This is a genomic window from Rhizobium sp. NZLR11 (genome assembly GCF_019685115.1).
Taxonomy (GTDB): domain Bacteria; phylum Pseudomonadota; class Alphaproteobacteria; order Rhizobiales; family Rhizobiaceae; genus Rhizobium.
The window spans coordinates 39,135-57,872 of sequence record NZ_JABDWD010000021.1; the positions used below are offsets into that span (position 1 = coordinate 39,135).

The 18,738-nt window shown below is 60.7% G+C and carries 21 protein-coding genes and 1 tRNA gene; 11 read left to right on the forward strand and 11 right to left on the reverse strand.

From position 1 onward, the window contains the following. Nucleotides 1-119 precede the first annotated feature (119 nt). From HJB83_RS27640 to HJB83_RS27655, 4 genes are all read left to right on the forward strand, one after another. Entirely contained in the window at nucleotides 120-1,283 is a 1,164-nt protein-coding gene (locus HJB83_RS27640) for a M20 aminoacylase family protein (protein ID WP_221131695.1), read from the forward strand. A gap of 53 nt (nucleotides 1,284-1,336) precedes the next feature. Further along, nucleotides 1,337-1,413, forward strand: a tRNA-Arg gene (locus tag HJB83_RS27645). A 217-nt stretch (nucleotides 1,414-1,630) separates the two neighbouring features. Further along, entirely contained in the window at nucleotides 1,631-1,810 is a 180-nt protein-coding gene (locus HJB83_RS27650) for a hypothetical protein (RefSeq protein ID WP_221131694.1), read from the forward strand. A 3-nt stretch (nucleotides 1,811-1,813) separates the two neighbouring features. Further along, entirely contained in the window at nucleotides 1,814-2,194 is a 381-nt protein-coding gene (locus HJB83_RS27655) for a hypothetical protein (protein WP_221131693.1), read from the forward strand. Between the two features lie 234 nt (nucleotides 2,195-2,428). Here the strand turns inward: HJB83_RS27655 and HJB83_RS27660 are convergent, their stop codons facing one another. After that, a complete protein-coding gene (locus HJB83_RS27660) occupies nucleotides 2,429-2,947 on the reverse strand; it encodes a DUF2937 family protein (protein WP_221115524.1) in 519 nt (172 codons plus the stop codon). A gap of 246 nt (nucleotides 2,948-3,193) precedes the next feature. Here HJB83_RS27660 and HJB83_RS27665 point away from each other — a divergent pair, with 246 nt between their 5' ends. Next, on the forward strand, nucleotides 3,194-3,460 hold the full coding sequence (locus tag HJB83_RS27665; protein ID WP_221131692.1) for a hypothetical protein: 267 nt from the start codon (nucleotides 3,194-3,196) through the stop codon (nucleotides 3,458-3,460). Nucleotides 3,461-3,604: 144 nt separating this feature from the next. On the opposite strand, the gene aac(6') is transcribed toward HJB83_RS27665, so the two are convergent. Then, nucleotides 3,605-4,057 (reverse strand): aminoglycoside 6'-N-acetyltransferase, encoded by a 453-nt coding sequence (gene aac(6'), locus HJB83_RS27670; RefSeq protein ID WP_221131691.1) that lies wholly within the window; start codon nucleotides 4,055-4,057, stop codon nucleotides 3,605-3,607. Nucleotides 4,058-4,317: 260 nt separating this feature from the next. Here aac(6') and HJB83_RS27675 point away from each other — a divergent pair, with 260 nt between their 5' ends. Beyond that, nucleotides 4,318-4,470, forward strand: a complete 153-nt coding sequence (locus HJB83_RS27675; RefSeq protein WP_207582037.1) for a hypothetical protein — start codon at nucleotides 4,318-4,320, stop codon at nucleotides 4,468-4,470. Nucleotides 4,471-4,516: 46 nt separating this feature from the next. On the opposite strand, the gene HJB83_RS27680 is transcribed toward HJB83_RS27675, so the two are convergent. Beyond that, nucleotides 4,517-4,807: a BON domain-containing protein gene (locus HJB83_RS27680; protein ID WP_221131690.1), complete on the reverse strand. Its 291-nt coding sequence runs from the start codon at nucleotides 4,805-4,807 to the stop codon at nucleotides 4,517-4,519. Nucleotides 4,808-4,896: 89 nt separating this feature from the next. Next, a complete protein-coding gene (locus tag HJB83_RS27685) occupies nucleotides 4,897-5,547 on the reverse strand; it encodes a hypothetical protein (protein WP_221131689.1) in 651 nt (216 codons plus the stop codon). Between HJB83_RS27685 and HJB83_RS27690 the strand changes: the two genes are divergently transcribed. Together HJB83_RS27690 and dxr are read left to right on the forward strand one after the other, a co-directional pair. Beyond that, entirely contained in the window at nucleotides 5,546-5,686 is a 141-nt protein-coding gene (locus HJB83_RS27690) for a hypothetical protein (protein WP_221131688.1), read from the forward strand. The two genes, HJB83_RS27685 and HJB83_RS27690, sit on opposite strands and share 2 nt — an antisense overlap. Nucleotides 5,687-5,929: 243 nt before the next feature. Continuing rightward, the gene (gene dxr / locus HJB83_RS27695; RefSeq protein WP_221115519.1) at nucleotides 5,930-7,120 is read left to right on the forward strand and encodes a 1-deoxy-D-xylulose-5-phosphate reductoisomerase; all 1,191 of its coding nucleotides are present in this window, start codon (nucleotides 5,930-5,932) and stop codon (nucleotides 7,118-7,120) included. A 51-nt stretch (nucleotides 7,121-7,171) separates the two neighbouring features. On the opposite strand, the gene HJB83_RS27700 is transcribed toward dxr, so the two are convergent. The 7 genes from HJB83_RS27700 to hemA all read right to left on the reverse strand — a co-directional run bounded on the left by HJB83_RS27700 (nucleotide 7,172) and on the right by hemA (nucleotide 15,894). Then, a complete protein-coding gene (locus HJB83_RS27700; protein WP_221131687.1) occupies nucleotides 7,172-8,257 on the reverse strand; it encodes an ABC transporter ATP-binding protein in 1,086 nt (361 codons plus the stop codon). Between the two features lie 11 nt (nucleotides 8,258-8,268). Beyond that, a complete protein-coding gene (locus HJB83_RS27705) occupies nucleotides 8,269-10,191 on the reverse strand; it encodes a glycoside hydrolase family 127 protein (RefSeq protein WP_207582042.1) in 1,923 nt (640 codons plus the stop codon). 19 nt (nucleotides 10,192-10,210) lie between these two features. After that, nucleotides 10,211-11,074 (reverse strand): carbohydrate ABC transporter permease, encoded by an 864-nt coding sequence (locus HJB83_RS27710; protein WP_221115516.1) that lies wholly within the window; start codon nucleotides 11,072-11,074, stop codon nucleotides 10,211-10,213. Further along, nucleotides 11,071-11,988, reverse strand: a complete 918-nt coding sequence (locus tag HJB83_RS27715) for a carbohydrate ABC transporter permease (protein ID WP_207582044.1) — start codon at nucleotides 11,986-11,988, stop codon at nucleotides 11,071-11,073. Before HJB83_RS27715 ends, HJB83_RS27710 begins: the two co-directional genes overlap by 4 nt. A 75-nt stretch (nucleotides 11,989-12,063) precedes the next feature. After that, complete coding sequence (locus tag HJB83_RS27720; RefSeq protein WP_207582045.1) at nucleotides 12,064-13,302, reverse strand: sugar ABC transporter substrate-binding protein; 1,239 nt, start codon at nucleotides 13,300-13,302, stop codon at nucleotides 12,064-12,066. A 40-nt stretch (nucleotides 13,303-13,342) separates the two neighbouring features. Continuing rightward, a complete protein-coding gene (locus HJB83_RS27725) occupies nucleotides 13,343-14,320 on the reverse strand; it encodes a LacI family DNA-binding transcriptional regulator (RefSeq protein WP_207584390.1) in 978 nt (325 codons plus the stop codon). Between the two features lie 359 nt (nucleotides 14,321-14,679). Next, nucleotides 14,680-15,894, reverse strand: coding sequence for a 5-aminolevulinate synthase (hemA, locus tag HJB83_RS27730; RefSeq protein ID WP_207584391.1), 1,215 nt, complete (start codon nucleotides 15,892-15,894; stop codon nucleotides 14,680-14,682). 130 nt (nucleotides 15,895-16,024) lie between these two features. Between hemA and HJB83_RS27735 the strand changes: the two genes are divergently transcribed. From HJB83_RS27735 to HJB83_RS27745, 3 genes are all read left to right on the forward strand, one after another. Then, entirely contained in the window at nucleotides 16,025-16,222 is a 198-nt protein-coding gene (locus HJB83_RS27735; protein WP_221131686.1) for a hypothetical protein, read from the forward strand. Next, nucleotides 16,219-16,476, forward strand: coding sequence for a YMGG-like glycine zipper-containing protein (locus HJB83_RS27740; protein WP_007632613.1), 258 nt, complete (start codon nucleotides 16,219-16,221; stop codon nucleotides 16,474-16,476). Before HJB83_RS27735 ends, HJB83_RS27740 begins: the two co-directional genes overlap by 4 nt. A 170-nt stretch (nucleotides 16,477-16,646) precedes the next feature. Then, nucleotides 16,647-18,575, forward strand: coding sequence for an autotransporter assembly complex family protein (locus HJB83_RS27745; RefSeq protein ID WP_207582047.1), 1,929 nt, complete (start codon nucleotides 16,647-16,649; stop codon nucleotides 18,573-18,575). Nucleotides 18,576-18,738: the final 163 nt, after the last annotated feature.

Here is an 18,738-nt window from a genome sequence, read left to right on the forward strand (position 1 = left end):
ATGGCAAAGGTCATTGACTAAGTAATTTCCACAGCCTCACACGCAGCCTCACACCCCGGGGCCTCACACCCTTGTGATGCGATGAAAGATTGTCGGGATTTCATAACAGGAACGCGAATATGCCGATTTTGAACAGAGCCGCGGAATTGCAGGACGAAGTCGCCGAATGGCGCCGCCACATCCACGCCCGGCCCGAACTGCTTTTCGCGGTGGAAAACACGGCCGCCTTCGTTGCCGAAAAACTCAAGGAATTCGGCGTCGACGAGATCGTCACCGGCATCGGCCGCACCGGCGTCGTCGGCCTGATCAGGGGCAAGGGCGAAGGCCGCCGCACCGTTGGCCTGCGCGCCGACATGGACGCCCTGCCGCTGACCGAAATATCAGGCAAACCCTGGGCTTCGAAGACGCCCGGCAAGATGCATGCCTGCGGCCATGACGGCCACACCGCCATGCTGCTCGGCGCTGCGAAATATCTGGCCGAGACCCGCAACTTCAACGGCAATATCGCCGTCATCTTCCAGCCCGCCGAAGAAGGCGGCGGCGGCGGCAACCTGATGGTCAAGGACGGCATGATGGAGCGCTTCGGCATCGAAGAGGTCTACGGCATGCACAATCTGCCGGGCCTGCCGGTGGGCCAGTTCGCCACGCGCAAGGGCGCGATCATGGCGGCGACCGACGAATTCACCGTCACCGTCAAGGGTCGCGGCGGCCACGCTGCCCAGCCGCACCGGACGATCGACCCGATCGCCATTAGCGCCCAGATCGTCGCCAACCTGCAGATGATCGCCTCGCGCACCGCCGATCCGATCAGCTCGGTCGTCGTCTCGGTCACCAAGTTCAATGCCGGTTTCGCCCACAACGTCATTCCGAACGATGCGACCTTCGCCGGCACGGTGCGCACCCTCGACGCCGAGGTGCGCACGCTGGCCGAGACGCGGTTCCGCCAGATCGTCGAGGGCCTGGCCGCAGCCCACGGCGCCGAGGCCGAAATCAGCTTCCACCGCAACTACCCGGTCACTGTCAACCATCCCGACGAGACAGAGCATGCGGTGGCCACCGCCAGCGCCATTGCCGGCGAGGGCAACGTCAACGCCGAGATCGACCCGATGATGGGCGGCGAGGATTTCTCCTACATGCTGAACGCCCGCCCCGGCGCCTTCATCTTCATCGGCAACGGCGACAGCGCCGGCCTGCATAACCCGGCCTACGACTTCAACGACGAAGCCATCGCCCACGGCATCTCCTACTGGGTCCGCCTCGCCGAACAGCGCCTCGGCGTCTGACAACAATTAAGGCTTGGCTTCCCGCCAAGCCTTTTGTATGCATGGCATTCAGTGGTCCCGTAGCTCAGCAGGATAGAGCACCAGATTCCTAATCTGGGGGTCACGCGTTCGAATCGCGTCGGGATCACCATTTTGTCAATGACTTAACTAAAAGACCGTTGCTGCGTGTCACTGCCATTCTTCTCCGTTGCCAGCGATCCCACAGGAAAACGACGAATCCATGCAACACGGTGCGAGAACAGCATGGCTTATGCGTAAGCTGTAGTTCTAGAAGAGAACGGATCAAACACACAAAACCGACGCGGCTTCGGCACCTGAGAACGTGATATTTTCACAAAGGAAGTCGGATGGAATTTCGTCTCGTATTTGATGGTGACCTTCGTCCCCGAAAACGATCAAACCTTGAAGACATCCATCGAATCCGGATGGCGATTCATCCTCAAGTAGCGGCGTTGTGGCAGCATGAGCCGCTTTGTCACCTTCCGGAATGGCAAGGCGAGAAGAAACCAGGCAATTTAAGCGCTTAAACCGTGATCGATGAACAAGTCTTCATTGCGATTGCCTCAGAAGGCCTATTCATCCACGCCGAATTAGATATCCTCCTACTGCGCGCTCAGCCGCCGGGTATGCTCGTGTCAAACCTTGGAGATATAGATAATCGCATCAAGACACTTTTCGATGGCCTAAGAGTGCCAACCAAAAGTGAAGTGAACAACTTGAGAACAAGCGGCGTTACGATGCCCGAGAGAATTTTCTGCCTTATGGAAGACGACAATCTGATCAGCAAACTCAGTGTTTCTACCGATCGTCTACTCGGAGAGTTGAACGATGCTAATCGAACACTTGCGATCATAAATGTGAAGCTTCGTCCGACACGCGTGACCATGGATAACTTAGGCTTGATCGCATGACGGGGACTGACTTCACTGAGACTGCATCGGGTCAAATTTTGGCGGGCGCACACTCTATCTGAGCGCTGCGACAGAATCGCGATAATCAAGCCCGTAGTCTGACCTATCGGCACTGCTGCAGCCGCCTACTATCACAGTGCCTAGATATGCTCTGCGGTAATTGGTCTATCGCCAGCACGCGGCTAGTGCGAAAACCGTTCGATCTTCGGCGCGCCGCATTTACCGCCGCTTGGTTCAGGGCACCTGGCGATCGACCCTCCCCGTCCTCACCACCCGCCGCGTGCCCAGCCCCAACAGCGCGGCCACCATCCAGCCGCCGATAAAACCGATCGCACCCCAAACAAGGCCGGCGAAACTGACGGGCACACCCGGCACGAAATCCCGCCAGGTATTGGCGAAAACGACATCATCCGGCTCGCCCAACAGCACGAAGGGCTTGGCGACGGGGGCGGCGGTGCCGAGTTTCAGCTGCTGCGACAGCAGCGTTTCGTAGCGCGCAATCGTGCTTTGCATCGAGACGCCGCGGTCGCGCAGGAAATCGTCGGAGGATTGTGCATAGGTGTTCAGCGCCTGCTGTCGGTCGAGGTGGTGTGCGGCTGCCTGTCTGTTGAAATCCTCGACGATGATGCGCAATTCGTCGATCGCCCCGCCGATCCGCTGGCGGTATTGCTGGGCAAATTCCGGCGCCTGCGAAAAGACCGTGCCGCCGGCAAGCCCGGCGACGATGGCGATGATCCTGGCGATTGGTCCCATTCTCGATGCCTCCGGCTCTCCTCAGCGCCAACGCGCGTCGCGATCTTTCAGATACGCTGGTCGCGCTTTAGTTCTTTGTTTTACGCATGTCGTTATCGCAAAACCGCGGACACTTTTGCGCGACATGCTTTAACGATCCGCGGCCGCAAAGGTTTCGCAACGACACAATCGGTAACGCTATGTGATTGAACCGACAGCGCTTCCGGCGAGTTGCTCCCGTGACCAACTCAGAAAGAAAGACTTGTCATGAAACAGATTATCCTTGCCTGCACACTCGCCGCCGCATCCATTTTTTCCGCCATGCCGTCCCAGGCGGCCAGCGTCACCATCACCACGGATGACGCACGGCCCTACTATCGCCATGCCGAACGGCCCCACTATCGTTATGCGGAACGGCCCTATTATCGGGAGCACGTGAGGCAGCGCCACGTGTCCCGCGATTGCTTCACCAAGACGGAAAAAATTCGCCGTCACGGCCATACGGTCATCGAGGAAACCCGGGTCTGCCGATAGGCGATCCAAGCACGAAGCCCGGCTGATCAGCCCAGCCCCTAACGGAAATGTGGAATACTTTCTGTAGCAAATATCTGTCGCGAAACTCCAACTTTTGCGAGTGAGTTTCGCGACAAGCCATCCTCGTGGAAGGGCAACACCGGCCTACAGTGGCTTTCGGAAGAACACGACGCGCTGTGTCTCCTCAAATCCTAAAGCGGTATGGAGCGCATGGCTGGCTGAATTCTCAAGCGGCGCGTCAGAGCCAAACTCAACACACCCAAGCGGCTTCCCCCAATCGGCAACAGCATTGCACAGCAATCGTGCGATACCTTTTCGCCTGTCAACGGGCCGGACATAAATCCCTTCGAGGAATAGAACGGGCGAGCTGCTGCATCCATTCACATAATCATGTCGCAAAGTGGCTTCAGCAAACCCGACAGCTTCATTCGCAGCATTTCGAGCGATGAACGCGACGGCTTCTCCACTTTCTGAAAGAAACGCCCGGCCCAACTCAGCTCGATGATCGTCAAGCGAGTGATGCGACCATAGCGCAACGCGAAGCTGCGCCCATGGCTCAACATCTTTTATAGTCCCAATCTCGATAGTCGATTCCATATTGCGGCTGCCTTCTTGTCGCAAAAATCCCAATTAACGCGACAGTTTGGGACAGGTGTGTGCGCAGAATGCTTCACGAAGATATTTCCGGCAAGATGAACCGCCCCAAACACCCATGCCACAGGGATTCGGCACCAGTATCTACTTGGATTCCACATTTCGGTTAGGGGCTGGGCTGATTAGCCGGGCTTTTTATTTGATCTCTTGATGCGGAACTTCGCCATATCAGCCGCGTTATTCGCCAAAAGGGAGTGAGTGTCATGCGTATCAAGATGAGTCTTTTGGCAATCGCCTATGTCGCCGTCAGCGCCGTGCTGCTTGCCATCGCCTATCACCCGCACGGGTCGGTTGCCCTGCAGAAGACCGATCGTATGGCCGGTTCGTCCTTCCTCGTCGAGCGCTTCGCCGGTTGATCGGCTGAGCGCTCATTGAGAGAGGACGACGCGAAAGCGCTCCCCGTCAATGCCGATCATTGATCGGAGGTCCGCCGAGCAGGATCCGGTTCTGCACCGAATGCACACCTTCGACGGCCTTGGCAACCACGGTCGCCCGTTCGATCTCGCCGACCGTGCCGACGGTGCCGGTCAGCACGATCTGGTCGTTCTCCATCGTCACTTCAACATCGGCCGCATCGATGCCCCCGGCAATCGCCAGCGCATTGGCGACGGCCGCTTCGACCGATGCGCGATTGGAAATTTCCGCTTCCATCTCGGGCTCGAGCCCGTGAAATGTCTGCTCCTTGAAAACCATGATCCGTTCCTCCTTAAAGCCAGGGCGTCGATCCCGGGCGTCAAACCTGCGGAGGAAACGCCCGTCGGCCGGATTTGGTTGCAGCGCCGCTACCAGTTGAGGCGATAGCGCAGATTGACGCTGCCGGCCTCGCTCGCCGAAAACGGATTGTTGACCGAGGCATCGAGATTGAGGTTCGGCAGGATCGCCTGGTTGACGGCAACCGTGCTCGAAAAGTCGCCGCTGGCATTGCTGACGCCTGCGCCCGCCGAAAGCGACGTTCCCGTCCAGGGATAGATCAGCTTCAGCGCCTGCGAGGCCGTCACCGAGGCTTGTTTGATATCGACCGCGTCATATTGGACACTGATGGATCGGCTCGATTGCATGTCGAGCGAGTCCGACAGGATCCAGCTGCGTGAGCGGCTGAGCGTCAGCGCGCCGCTGCCGCGCAGCGTATCGACGTTGATGCTTGCGCCCCGCTGTGATTGGCCTGCCGGCGTAACGCTGGTCCTGTCGATCCGGCCCCAGAGCATCGCCTGTCCGGAATCGGGCAGCGGCGCCCCGCCTTTGGTCGACGCCAGGCCAATATCGGCACCGGCGCTGGTTTCCCATTCCGCCGGCAGACGAAAACCCATCGTCGCCTTGTAGGACCGGTCGGAGAGTTTGGCCGGCGACCAGATCAGCAGATCATCCGCCCTCGTCGCAGTGGCGAGCGAGGTTACGATGGCAAAAACAATGCACGCTATTTTGAATGTCGTCATGAAGTCCGAACGTTTCCAGACATGGCGCCGCAGCGCCGAAACCGACGCAGCAACGCGTCTGAATGCGCTCGCAGCGAACGCGATGAAGGATTGCGGCCAAGCCGCCTATCCCGGTTTCATCCTCGATTTTAATGTTTGACCGGAAAGGCCAGCGGCACCTCAGTGCCTGTGCTTCTTGGGACGCCTCGGCGCCCCGAATTGACCATGCGGCCGTGAACGGCGCGACGGAATTTCGATTCCGCCAGCAACGCTACAAGGATCACACCCAGCCGCCGCTCTGTAAACCCCTTGAGGGATGAAATCTGCTGCACCGCACACTTGCCGCCCCCTCCAAAGCCTAGTAGAGCCTCAGCCTACGAGAGAAACTTTCGCGAAATTGCATATGATGACCGGCAAAACCGCGCCGCGGCGCCTCAGCATCTTCGGATCGACCGGCTCGATCGGCCAAAACACCCTCAATGTCGTCGATCACCTGGGCGGGCGGGAGAATTTCGAAATCTCCGTACTAACAGGCAACGGCAATGTCGAATTGCTGGCCCGGCAGGCGAAATCATCCGGCGCGCTGATGGCGGTGACGGCAAACGACCGGCATTACGAATCACTGAAGAGCGCACTTTCGGGCAGCGGCGTTGCCGTCGCGGCCGGAAAATCCGGCCTGATGGAAGCCGCAGACCGTGAAGCCGACTGGGTGATGGCGGCCATCGTCGGCACGGCGGGGCTGGCACCGACCCTTGCCGCCGCACGCCGCGGCGCCGATATCGCCCTTGCCAACAAGGAATGCCTGGTCTCGGCCGGCGATCTCTTCCTGGCAACGATCCGGGAAGGCGGCGGCAGGCTGCTTCCCGTCGACAGCGAGCACAATGCGATTTTCCAGGTGCTGGAAGAAAACCAGCGCCACGCCGTCGAGCGCGTCATTCTGACGGCCTCCGGCGGCCCCTTCCGCACCGCCTCGCGCCAGGAGATGGCCGGCGTGACGGTGGAAACCGCACGCGCCCACCCGAACTGGTCGATGGGATTGAAGATCTCGATCGACAGCGCCTCGATGTTCAACAAGGCGCTGGAGATGATCGAAGCCCGGCATCTCTTCAGCCTGAAGCCCGAACAGATCGAAGTCATCTTCCATCCGCAATCGATCATCCATTCGATGGTCGGTTATACCGACGGATCGGTGCTGGCCCAGCTCGGCGCCCCCGATATGCGCACGGCCATCGGTTATGCCTTGGCCTTTCCGCGCCGGCCGAACCTGCCGATCGAGCGGCTGGATTTCGCCAAGCTCGCCAGGCTGGATTTCGAGGCGCCGGATGAGCTGCGGTTTCCGGCATTGCGGCTGGCGCGCCTGGCGATGACGCGCGGCGGCGTTCAGGGCGCGGTGCTGAACGGCGCCAAGGAAGTGGCGCTCGAAGCCTTCATCGAAGGGCGGCTGTCCTTCCTTGCCATGGCCGAGATCACCGAAAGGGTGATGGACGACCTAGCCGGCCTGCCGCCGGCAGCCGATATGGACGATGTCTTCGCCGCCGACAGGCAGGCGCGGCAGCGGGCGTCGGAGCTGATGACCCTCGCGGTCGCCGAGTGAAGGTCCGAGCCGGACGCTCGCCGAGCGGCCAGCTTGCCATCGTCAACGCTATTACCGCAGCCGGTTGCCACCCTCATCGAACAATCGGCAATCCGACCGCTCGAACAGCAGGCTGACCTGCTCGCCCGCCGCAATGCTGATCGGCGAGCGATGCTCGACGGTGAGCGACTGACCATCGGCAAGCTGGCAATAGAGATATTGCGTTCCGCCGAGATACTCCGAAAAATCCACCTTGGCCGTCAGACTGCCCGCCAGGTCCGACGCCACCGTCAGATGTTCCGGCCGCAGGCCGAGCGTCACCGCCGCACCCACCGGCCTGTCTGCCGGCGGCAGGCCGCTTTCGATCTGCTTGCCGGCGACTTCGACCAGGCTTCCCTCGCCCCAGCGGGCATTCAAGAGGTTCATCCGGGGCGAGCCGATGAAGCCCGCGACGAAAGTATTGGCGGGGTTCTCGTAGATTTCCCGTGGCGTTCCGGCCTGTTCGACGCGGCCGTCGCGCAGCACGACGATCTTGTCGGCGAGCGTCATCGCCTCGGTCTGGTCGTGCGTGACATAGATCATCGTATTGCCGAGCTCGCGGTGCAGGCGGGCAATCTCGATGCGCATCGAAACCCTGAGTTCCGCATCGAGATTGGACAGCGGCTCGTCGAACAGGAAGACATCGGGCTTGCGCACGATCGCCCGGCCGATCGCCACACGCTGACGCTGGCCGCCGGAAAGCTGCCCGGGCCGCCGGTCGAGAAGATGGTCGATCTTCAGGATGGCCGAGGCTGCCTTGACGCGCGTCTCGATCTCGGCCGCATTGGTACGCGCCATCTTCAGCCCGAAAGCCAGATTGTCGCGCACGCTCATATGCGGGTAGAGCGCATAGGACTGGAAGACCATGGCGATACCGCGCTCGGACGGATCGAGATCGGTGACGTTGCGTCCCTTGATCTCGACCTCGCCGTCGGTGACATCTTCCAGGCCGGCGATCATCCGAAGCAGCGTCGATTTTCCACAGCCCGACGGGCCGACGAAGACGACGAATTCACCTTCTTCGATCGTGAGGTCGATCCCGTGGACCACCTGCAGATTGCCATAGCTTTTTCGCACGTCCTGGAGCACGACGCTCTTGTTTGCCATACCGTTCGTCATCCCCAAACGACCTACTTGTCCGACTGGACCCAGACGAGCATCTCTCCCGGCCCGCGGTTGTCCCAGAGATGATAGGGCACGAAACGCGCGGTGGCGACCTGCCTTTCCGCCGGCGCCTGGCGATAGAGCGGTGTTCCCCAGTTCCGCGTCTCCTCGCGCTCGACCTTGAGATCAAGGGCGACGGCATCGTTGAGATCCCTAAGCACGACGGTTTCGGCGGCCGGGAGCTCGCGGGGCAGGATGATGGCGTTGAGATCTTCGCCATTGTCGGTCGTTTCGACGCAATAGACCAGCGGGCCGCGCATCAAGGCGACGCGGCCGGCATCCTGGCGCACCTTCGGATTGGCATATTGCGGGCGAAGTGCCAGCGGCAGATAGAGATCGATACGATCGCCGTCGGCCCATTGGCGGTCGATCCTGGCATATCCGTCGCGGATATTGGCGTCGAGATCGAGCACTGCTCCATTGACGCTGAGAGTGGCACCCTCCGCCCAGTCCGGAATGCGCAGCGACAGCGCGAACCTTGCCGGCGTCTTGAGTCTTGTGGTAAAGGCCACCGCGCCGTCCCAGGGATAGTTGGTGGTCTGCTCAAGTTGCCCTTCAGCGCCGTTGGCAAGCTTCAGCCGTGCGGTGCTTTCGCCGTAGAGATGCACGGCAATTTCATCGTCGGCGACGGCATACATATACGAGCCGATCGAGGTCACCAGCCTGGCAATATTCGGCGGGCAGCACGGGCAATGGTGCCATTTCCAGCGATGGTGTTTGCCGGCACTTTCGAGCGGATTGTCATAGAAGAAGGTCTTGCCGTCGGTCGAAAGCCCCGGCAGCGCGCCGTTGTAAAGTGCCTGTTCCATGATATCGGCATAACGACGATCCGGGCCGCGCCCGAGCATGCGGCTTGCCCAGAACACCAGGCCAACCGAGGCGCAGGTTTCGGCGTAAGCCGTGGCGTTGGGCAGGTCATAATAATCGGTGAAGCCTTCATTGGAGGCGGCCGGGCCGATGCCGCCGGTGATGTACATCTGCTTGGTGGTCAGATCGTCCCACAGTGTTTCCAGCGCCGCCGTCAGGCTGTCGTCCTTATATTCGGTGGCGATATCGGCCATGCCGGAATAGAGGTACATGGCGCGCACGGCGTGGCCGACGACCTTGGTCTGCTCGCGCACCGGCTGGTGCGCCTGCGCATATTCATAGGTTTTCTGATGATAGTCGGACAGGCTGCGGCCGTCGCGGCTGGCTTCCGCCGTGAAGAAATGCGGCTCGGTGCCGCGCTCGTCGATGAAGAATTTCGACAGTTCGAGATATTTCTTTTCGCCGGTGACGCGGGCAAGCTTGACCAGCGCAAGCTCGACCTCTTCGTGGCCGCAATAGCCGGGGAACTGGCCTTCACCATGGCCGAATATCGTGATCATGTAATCGGCAAAGCGGCACATGATATCGAGCAGCTTGCGTTTGCCGGTTGCCTGATAATAGGCGACCGCGGCTTCCATCAGATGGCCGGCGCAATAAAGCTCGTGATGGTCGCGCAGATTGGTCCAGCGGCGGGCGGGCTCGACACGCTGGAACCAGGCGTTCAGATAACCGTCCTTGTCCTGCAGCCTTTCATACATGTCGATGATTTCGTCGGCCCGCGCTTCCAGCTTCGGGTTCGGGCGGCGATAGAGCGAATAGGCGATGGTCTCGATCGACTTGCCGAGGTCGGAATCCCAGAACATCTGCGTCGTCCCGCCCCAGGGCTGGATGGGGATGACGACGCCGGGGCTCGGCTGGGAGACATCGATCGCCGTCAGCATGCCGGCCTCGACGCAGCGGTCGAGCAGGGTCTCGGCAGTGGAATTGCAGACGGCGTCCTGCCATTTGCCCCAGAAGCCGCCGAGCTCCACATCGGGAACGGCGACGGGACGAAACTGGCGGTCGTTGCTTGATTTGGTCATGAGCTCGATTTTCCCTCAGTTATTTCACCGCGCCGGCCATCAGCCCGCGCATGTAGTAGCGTTGCAGGAGCAGGAAGACGATCAGGCAAGGGATCGTCATGACGACGACACCGGCCTGGACCGCTCCCCAGTTGATGGCGCCGAGCCGTCCGGCGCGAACCGCCGTCATCAGCACCGGCAGGGTGTATTTCTCATTGCTGGAGAGCAGCACCAGGGCTGCCAGAAACTCGTTCCAGGCATTGAGGAAGGCAAAGATCGCCACCGTCGCCACACCTGGAAGCACCAGCGGCAGCAGAACGCGGACCAAGAGCCGGAGGTCACGCGCGCCATCGATGCGTGCTGCCTCCTCGATCTCCTTCGGCACCGCATCGAAGGCGTTGCGCATCATGAAAACCGAGAAGGGCAGCTGCAGCGTCACATAGACCAGCGTCAGCCCGAGCAGCGAATTGTTGAGGCCGAGTTTTGCCAGGATGATGAAGAGCGGTGTCAGGATCGACTGGAACGGGATCATCAAAGTGGTGATGATCAGCACGAAGAGCGCATTCTTCAGCGGGAACCGATAGCGCGAGAAGCCATAGCCGGCGAGCAGGCTGACGCCGACGGTGAGCACCACGGTGGCGACCGAGACGAACAGCGAGTTGATCATATGCTGCCAGATGCCGGCGCCGAACGTATCGAGCAGCGCGTAGGAATCGATGCTGACACCGGATGTCGGCCACGGCGGCAAGGGCGGCAGGCTGGCCTCCGTGCCATGCCGGAAGGAGGACAACAGCGTGATCACGAAGGGGGCGAGAAAGAAGATCGAGATGGCGATGCCGGTGAGATGATAGGCCGACTTCACGCGGAAGGCTTTGCGCGCCCGGCGTTCCCTTGAGGTGATCATGGACGCTCCTCCCCGACGCGCAGCAGCCAGAGCTGCACGATGCTGATCGCCATCAGGATGGCGAGCAGCACGATCGACAGCGCTGCGCCATAACCGAGATTGAACGACACGAAGGACTGATTGAAGATGTAGTAGACCACCGAGATCATCTTGTTCTGCGGTCCGCCCGACGTCATGATGTAGAACTGGTCGAAGGCGAGAATCGAGCCGGTGACGGAGACGATCAGCGCCAGCGCGATCGTCTTGCGCATCAGCGGCAGCGTCAGATGCCGGAAACGCTGCCAGCGGCCGGCGCCATCAATGCGGGCGGCCTCGGTCAGCTCGGACGGAATGGCCTGCAGCCCAGTCAGAAGAATGATCATGGTGAAACCTGCGATCTTCCAGACGACCATCACCACGATCGTCAGAAAGGCGGTGTCGAAGGTCGCTAGAAGATTGGGGCTCTTTTCGACCAGGCCGAGCGCTTTCAAGGCCGGGCCGATGAAGCCGCTATCGACATTGGCAAGCCAGACCCAGAGCAGCGAGGCGGTGGCGAGGCCGACGACAACCGGCAGGAAGATCACCGTGCGATAGGCGCTGACGAACTGCCGTTCCTTCTCGACGAAGATCGCCAGCGGAAAGGCGACGGCGAAGATGGCGACGGTGACGATGAGCGTATAATAGGCGGTGAAAGAGAGCGCCGTCATGAAGCGGGTGTCGTTGACCATGCGGTAATAATTGTTGAAGCCGATCCAGCGCGATGCCCCCATCAGCGGCCAGTTGTGAAGGCTCATCCATCCGGTGAACAGCACCGGCATGAGGAAGAAGACGATGACCAGCGCCATGGCCGGCGCGATATAGGCAAGGCCGCGCCAGTTCGATTGACGTCGTCGCCTGCGCCGAGGCAATAGAATCTCTGGACCGGAACCGGTCATCGAAACGCTCCGCATCTGTCGGTTGGGATTTGGCCGGGAAGCTGCCACCGCTCCCCGGCCGCGGCCGGGAGAGAGTTATTGGCCGCTATCGATGATCGATTGCATTTCCGACTGGGCGCTCGAAAACGCGCCGTCGACATCGTCGCCGAAGATCGCGGCGTTGGTGAAGCTCGCCCACGGCCCGTTGGCGCTGTTGATCAGGTCGTTGAACTGCAGCGTATAGGGGGTCTTGGCCACACTGATCGCTTTGAGGCCGACCTGCATGCGCGGGTCGAGACCTTGCAGCACCTTGTCGGCGATATCGCCGCGTGTCGGCAGGCTGCCGTACTTTGCCATGATCTTCTGGCCGTCCTCCGAATAGACATATTCGAGGAAGCCCTTCACCGCGTCGATCTTCTTCGTGCCCTTGGTGATGACGAAATTGTCGCCGCCGGCAAAGGACGACGGCTTGCCATCGACGCCCGGAATGAGGGTCACGCCGAAATTGATATCGGGATGCTCGGTCACCAGCGTGCCGATGGCAAAGGCGCCGAGGGTCTGCTGGCCGATCTTGCCATTGGTGAAGGTCAGGAAATTGGCGCCGGTGTCGCTGGCGGCACCCGCCGGCACCAGGTCCTTCTTGATCATGTTGCGGTAGATATCGACGGCCTTACGCATCTGCGGCGTATCGAGCGTCGCCTTTTTGCTGTCGGCCGACAGGATATCGGCGCCCGCACCCCAGGTGAGCGGCGTGAAGGTGAAGATCATGCAGCCGCCGCAGCCGCCGCCGGAGAAATAGAAGCCGTAGGTATCGTCACCGAGCGCCCGGATCTTCTCGGCGTTGGCGGTGATTTCATCCCAGTTGGCCGGCGCCTTTTCCGGGTCGAGACCGGCTTTCTTGTAGAGATCCTTGTTCCAGGCAAAGACCGATGTCTCCACCGAAAGCGGCAGGCCGTAAATCTTGTCCTGATAGGTGCCGAGGCGGACATGCGACGGCGATAGCGAGTTGAAATAGGGCAGCGATTTTGCCCAGTCCGTCAGGTCCTCCAGCTGGCCGGCGGCAGCAAAGGCAGGATTATAGATCAGATCCATCGACAGCGCGTCCGGCGCCTGCCCGCCGGCAATCGCCGTCGCATATTTCTGCACCAGTTCGGAGAACGGCACCTCGGTCATCACGACCTTGTTCTCATGGCCGGAATTATAGGCTTCGACGACTTTCTTGAAGGCGTCGCCGATGCCGGATCGAACCCACATTTCGACATTTTCAGCCGCCGACGCAGCCGAAAACAGACATAGACTGGCGATGCTGGTCGCCGCCAAAAGACGCTTGATCATGACACTCCTCCCGATATGGCGCATCTCCCTGCGCCTTTGCTCATTCCCTCGAGGTCTTACCCCCGCATGACTGCCGGACGATCAGCCGGCACGGCAATTTCCGCACGCCCGGCTCGACCGGCCGTCCTTCCGCAAGCGCCAACACCGTCAATCCGGCCTGCCGCCCGAGCTCCTTCAACTCCATATCCACCGTCGTCAGCGGCGGCCGGGTCTGGGCCGCGACAATCTCCCAATTGTCGAAGCCGATCACCGAGACATCCTGCGGCACCTTGACGCCGCGCTCGCGCAGCGCATCGGCGGCACCACGGGCAATCTGGTCATTGCCGCAGAACAGTGCGTCGGGCTTTTCTCCCGGCCTCTGCCAAAGCTGCTCCACCGCCTCGTGGCCCCAGCTTTCCGACCAGACGCCGTAGAGCACCGGCTCGCGGTGGCCTGCCACCGCATGGTAGGCGCCGGCCCGCTCGCGCACCGAAAAGAACTCTTCCGGCCCGGTGATATGCGCAATCCGCCGCCGCCCGACCTTGGCCAGCCATTCCACCGCCAGTCTCGCGCCCTGTTCGTCGTCCGAACGGAAGGTAACGCTGTTCTGCGTCCCCTCGGTGAAGGCGTAGACGACAGGCACATGCAAGTTCGACAGATCGACAGGCAGACGCCTGTCCAGCCGCTTTCCCGTGGCGATGATGCCATCGACCTGCTTGTCGAGCATCGCATCGACATGGATCTGGGCGAGCGCCGGATCGTCCTCGATGGCGCAGAGGAAAACCGAAACCCCATGATCGACCAGAGCGTCCGAAATACCCGCCATCACAGGCAGGGTGAAACGGCCGTAGGTGTCGTTGGTCAAGAGCCCGATAGTGAAGCTGCGTTTGCTGAGAAGCCCTCTCGCCAGCGCATTCGGCCGATAGCCGATTTCGCCGGCGATCCGCTTCACCCGCTCGCGCGTTTCCGCGCCCATCCGGCCGGTGTCATTGAGCGCCTTCGACGCCGTCGAAATGCTCACCCCGGCAGCCGAGGCCACCTCATGGATGGTGATCCTGCCTCTTTTTCCTCCCGCTATGTTCAGAGTTTCCTCCTTCTGAAGTGGCTTGAGAAAAGCTTTTACCAACTGCTGTGTCAAGTGAGAAAAGGTTTTCTCACGCAAACCGGGAGATCCGGATCAGGGAAAGACCGTGCGCGGATAAGTGCAAACGCAAAGGAGGATCCGAGCGCATCGATCGAACCGATGGTGATATATCGTGGTCTTGAGACCTAAGCAGCGCGAGTGAAATTCCAGGCGGGCGCAGGGAAGTTGCAGGGGCGCCCTTGCGGAAACAGGACGATCGCAGTCAGGACCTCCAATGGGAGGTCCTGAACTATGACGGAGCGATCATCGAAAAATCAGGCGACGTGCCTTGCCAGCGCGCAGCGCGACCAGAGCGAATGCAGCGCCTCGACCAGATGGGCGATATCGGCGTCGGAATGCAGCGGCGTCGGGGTGATGCGTAGCCGCTCGGTCTTCTTCGGCACGGTGGGATAGTTGATCGGCTGGACATAGACGCCGCAATTGTCGAGCAACAGGTCGGAGATCCACTTGCACTTGGCCGCATCGCCGACCAGCACCGGCACGATATGGCTCGGATTGGGCACATGCGGAATGCCGCGCTGATCGAGCAGCGCCCTGAGCTTGCGGACCCGGTCCTGATGGCGGGCGCGCTCGAACTGGCTGACCTTCAGGTGCTGGATCGAGGCGACCGCACCGGCGGCAAGCGCCGGCGGCAGCGCCGTGGTGAAGATGAAGCCCGAGGCAAACGAGCGGATGAAATCGCAAAGGGCTGCCGACGCGGCGATATAGCCGCCCATCACCCCGAAAGCCTTGCCGAGCGTGCCCTCGATCACCGTCAGCCGGTCCATCAGCCCCTCGCGCTCGGCTATGCCGCCGCCGCGCGGGCCGTACATGCCGACCGCATGCACTTCGTCGAGATAGGTCATCGCGCCGTATTTGTCGGCGAGGTCGCAGATTTCCTTGATCGGGGCGATATCGCCATCCATCGAATAGACGCTTTCGAAGGCAATCAGCTTCGGCGCCTTCGGATCGGCGGCCTTAAGCCTGGCTTCGAGATCGGCGACGTCATTGTGCTTCCAGATCACCTTGTCGCACTTGGCATGACGGATGCCCTCGATCATCGAGGCATGGTTCAGCGCGTCGGAGAAGATGATCAGGCCGGGAATTTTGGCGCCGAGCGTGCCGAGTGCCGCCCAGTTGGACACATAGCCCGAGGTGAAGATCAGTGCCGATTCCTTGGCGTGCAGATCGGCAAGTTCACGTTCGAGCATGACGTGATAGTGGGTGGTGCCAGAAATATTCCGGGTGCCTCCCGCACCCGCGCCACAGTGGTCGATGGCGCTTTTCATCGCCTCGATCACCTTCGGGTTCTGGCCCATGCCGAGATAATCGTTGGAGCACCAGACCGTGACTTCTTTTTCGCCATCGGCCGTATGGCGCGTCGCGCGCGGGAAATTACCGCGGTGGCGCTCGAGATCGGCAAAAACGCGGTAGCGGCCCTCGGCATGCAGCCCGTCTAGCTCGTTTTTGAAAAACGCTTCGAAATCCATCTTATGCTCCAGTATCGCGCGGCCGTTCTTGCCGACCGGACGTCCGCGCGTCAATGCTTACCCTTTGCTTTACCATCAACTGCGGCAAATGGCCCAGTTTTTTGAATGATTCCAGATAAAAAATCTGCATGTGGCGATCAATGAAATTGATCCGGCAGACCCGGCAGAGTTTGCCGATCGCCGCAAGCACGACGACGGCCGGTATCGCAAAAAAATCGGCGCGCCGGTGGACAACCCTTTCTTCCGACATAGTTTTCGGTCTAGCCTGAGAAAAATAAAAGGGACGACCTTTGCCCGTTGGGCAACAACCTCGGAGAAAAAAAGATGAAGAAAGCTGTCATACTCGCATTGGTCGGACTGTCGATCGCAAGCTGCACGCCGACCCAACAGGGCGCCGGCATCGGCGCTGCCTCAGGCGCCGTCATCGGCGGTGTAGTCACCGGCAATGTTCGTGGCGCTGCGGTCGGCGCCGCTATCGGCGGCGTATCCGGCGCGCTGATCGGCAGCGTCGCCGAACAGCCCGGCCAGTGCTACTATCGCGACCGCTACGGCCGCCGCTACATTGATAGCTGCCCGCGCTGAGAACCCCTTACAAACCGTCACATTCAGGAAATCCCGGACACACCTCCGGGATTTTTTGTACTAAATTAGAGCGCGGGCAATTTAAAATGGTACACCCCGCGCGTTTTTGTCGCTAAGCTGTTCACGGCTGGGCAACGAAGCTTCATTGTAGACGTAACCAAAAGCGGCGTATGCGGATTAGAGGGACAAGCCCGAAAACAGGTACTGCGTATCGGCGAACAGGCACCATGATGGTGGTCGCAGCGGCAGCTGCGTTCTCACCGGTCCTGATCGGCGACGCTTACGCCTTCAAGCTTTTCGGCATCACCATCTTCGGCAAGGACGAAGACGAAGGTCAACAGGTGCCCGATCCGGTGCGCTACCATGTCGACCTGAAGGCCGATACCGCCGATCCCGACCTGAAAGAAGCGCTGGAAAACAGTTCCCGTCTTGTCGGTGACCAGAAGCAGCCGGTTTCGGGCGATCTCGGCGTCGTCGTCAAGGCCCGCGACGACCGTGAGCGGCTGATCGCCACCCTGTATGAAAAAGCCCGTTATGGCGGCGTGGTGACGATCACCATCGACGGCAAGAATATCGACGACCTGCCGCCCAACCCGACATTCGACCGGTCCGCGCCGGTCCCGGTCACCGTCGACATTGCGCCCGGCCCGATCTTCAAGGTCAGGGAGGTGCAGTTCGGCGGCGATGCCGCAAACCACAATCCCGCCGATTACGATCTGGCTCCGGGCGCTCAGGCCGGCTCGCTTGCCATCATCAAGGCCGGCGACAAGATCGTCGAGCAGTTGAAGAGCGAGGGCCGGCCGTTTGCCAAGCTGACCGAACGCAAGGTCGTCGCCGATCACAACAGCGATACCGTCGATATCGTGCTTGCGGCCGAAGGTGGCCCGGTCGCCCCGATCGGCGATGTCGGCATCACCGGCGAGAAGACCGTCAAGCCAGGTTTCATCCAGCGTTATTCCCGGCTCGACAAGGGCGAAGCCTATTCCCCGGAGACGCTGAAGAAAGCCGGCGAGCGGCTTCGCGCCCTCGGCGTCTTTTCAAGCGTCACCATTCATGAAGCCGATGCGCTGGCGCCGGATGGCACCTTGCCGATGACGATCGAGGTCTCCGAAGGCAAGCGGCGCTATTTCGGCGTCGGCGCCCAATATTCGACCACCGACGGCTTCGGCGTTCAGGGCTATTGGGGCCACCGCAATCTGTTCGGCGAAGCCGAAACGCTGCGGATCGAGGGCTCGGTCTCGCGGCTTGGCGAAACCACGGATGTCGGCAACCTCGACTATTCCGCCGGTATCCTTTTCACCAAGCCCGGCGCTTTCTTCCCGGCCGCGACGCTGAAGGCCGGCATCGTTGCCAAGACCGAAAATCCGGATGCCTATAATGCAACGCTCGTCACCGCCTCGCTCGGCCTGTCTTACGAGCTGACCGACCGGGACACGATCTCGGCGAGCGGCGAGGTCAGCTGGGAACGCGACGACGACGCCTTCGGCACCAACGACTATCTGACCTTCACCCTGCCGCTGCAATATGACCGCGACGCACGCGACGACAAGTTCAACCCGACCGAGGGCTATCGCGCGACATTTTCGGCTAAGCCCGGTTACGAGATCTTCAACGCCACGCCCTATGCGGCATTCCAGGGCTCGATCTCCGGCTATCTGCCGTTCGGCGCCGAGGACGGCGTGGTGCTGGCCGGCAAGGTCGCCGCCGGTGTCCTGATCGGCGGCGGCGGCATCGAGAACATTCCCGCCACGCAGCGCTTCTTTGCCGGCGGCGGCGGCTCGGTGCGCGGATACAGCTATCAGGAAATCTCGCCCTATAACGACAATGGCGATCCGACCGGCGGCCGCTCCTATGTGACCGGTTCGCTGGAGGCCCGCATCAAGATCACCGATACGATCGGCATCGTGCCTTTCATCGATGTCGGCACGGTATCGGACAGCACCTTTCCCGGCTTTTCCGATATCCGCGCCGGCGCCGGCGCCGGGATACGATATGCGACGCCTTTCGGCCCGCTGCGGCTTGATTTTGCCATGCCGTTGAACAAGTACGAAGATGGCACAGATTATGGAATCTACGCCGGCATCGGCCAATCCTTCTAGAACAGGATGATTTTAGGCCCGGTCGGCCCAAAATCTGAATCCTGTTCTACATTAAAGAGTTAGAGCATGATGTCGTCCGAAAACCGCTCACACTTTTCGGCATCATGCTCTAGAATTGCCGATTCCGATTTGTGAGCCATCATGAAAACGGGGTAGTGTCCGC

Excerpts from the sequence above, each read along its gene's own strand:
- hemA (WP_207584391.1), bottom strand. The coding sequence starts at position 15,894 with ATGGATTTCGAAGCGTTTTTCAAAAACGAGCTAGACGGGCTGCATGCC.
- HJB83_RS27700 (WP_221131687.1), bottom strand. The coding sequence starts at position 8,257 with ATGACGAACGGTATGGCAAACAAGAGCGTCGTGCTCCAGGACGTGCGA.
- HJB83_RS27705 (WP_207582042.1), bottom strand. The coding sequence starts at position 10,191 with ATGACCAAATCAAGCAACGACCGCCAGTTTCGTCCCGTCGCCGTTCCC.
- HJB83_RS27690 (WP_221131688.1), top strand. The coding sequence starts at position 5,546 with ATGAAGTCCGAACGTTTCCAGACATGGCGCCGCAGCGCCGAAACCGAC.
- HJB83_RS27640 (WP_221131695.1), top strand. The coding sequence starts at position 120 with ATGCCGATTTTGAACAGAGCCGCGGAATTGCAGGACGAAGTCGCCGAA.
- HJB83_RS27665 (WP_221131692.1), top strand. The coding sequence starts at position 3,194 with ATGAAACAGATTATCCTTGCCTGCACACTCGCCGCCGCATCCATTTTT.
- HJB83_RS27740 (WP_007632613.1), top strand. The coding sequence starts at position 16,219 with ATGAAGAAAGCTGTCATACTCGCATTGGTCGGACTGTCGATCGCAAGC.
- HJB83_RS27660 (WP_221115524.1), bottom strand. The coding sequence starts at position 2,947 with ATGGGACCAATCGCCAGGATCATCGCCATCGTCGCCGGGCTTGCCGGC.
- HJB83_RS27675 (WP_207582037.1), top strand. The coding sequence starts at position 4,318 with ATGCGTATCAAGATGAGTCTTTTGGCAATCGCCTATGTCGCCGTCAGC.
- dxr (WP_221115519.1), top strand. The coding sequence starts at position 5,930 with ATGATGACCGGCAAAACCGCGCCGCGGCGCCTCAGCATCTTCGGATCG.
- HJB83_RS27720 (WP_207582045.1), bottom strand. The coding sequence starts at position 13,302 with ATGATCAAGCGTCTTTTGGCGGCGACCAGCATCGCCAGTCTATGTCTG.
- HJB83_RS27680 (WP_221131690.1), bottom strand. The coding sequence starts at position 4,807 with ATGGTTTTCAAGGAGCAGACATTTCACGGGCTCGAGCCCGAGATGGAA.
- HJB83_RS27650 (WP_221131694.1), top strand. The coding sequence starts at position 1,631 with ATGGAATTTCGTCTCGTATTTGATGGTGACCTTCGTCCCCGAAAACGA.
- HJB83_RS27745 (WP_207582047.1), top strand. The coding sequence starts at position 16,647 with ATGCGGATTAGAGGGACAAGCCCGAAAACAGGTACTGCGTATCGGCGA.
- HJB83_RS27685 (WP_221131689.1), bottom strand. The coding sequence starts at position 5,547 with ATGACGACATTCAAAATAGCGTGCATTGTTTTTGCCATCGTAACCTCG.
- HJB83_RS27710 (WP_221115516.1), bottom strand. The coding sequence starts at position 11,074 with ATGATCACCTCAAGGGAACGCCGGGCGCGCAAAGCCTTCCGCGTGAAG.
- HJB83_RS27715 (WP_207582044.1), bottom strand. The coding sequence starts at position 11,988 with ATGACCGGTTCCGGTCCAGAGATTCTATTGCCTCGGCGCAGGCGACGA.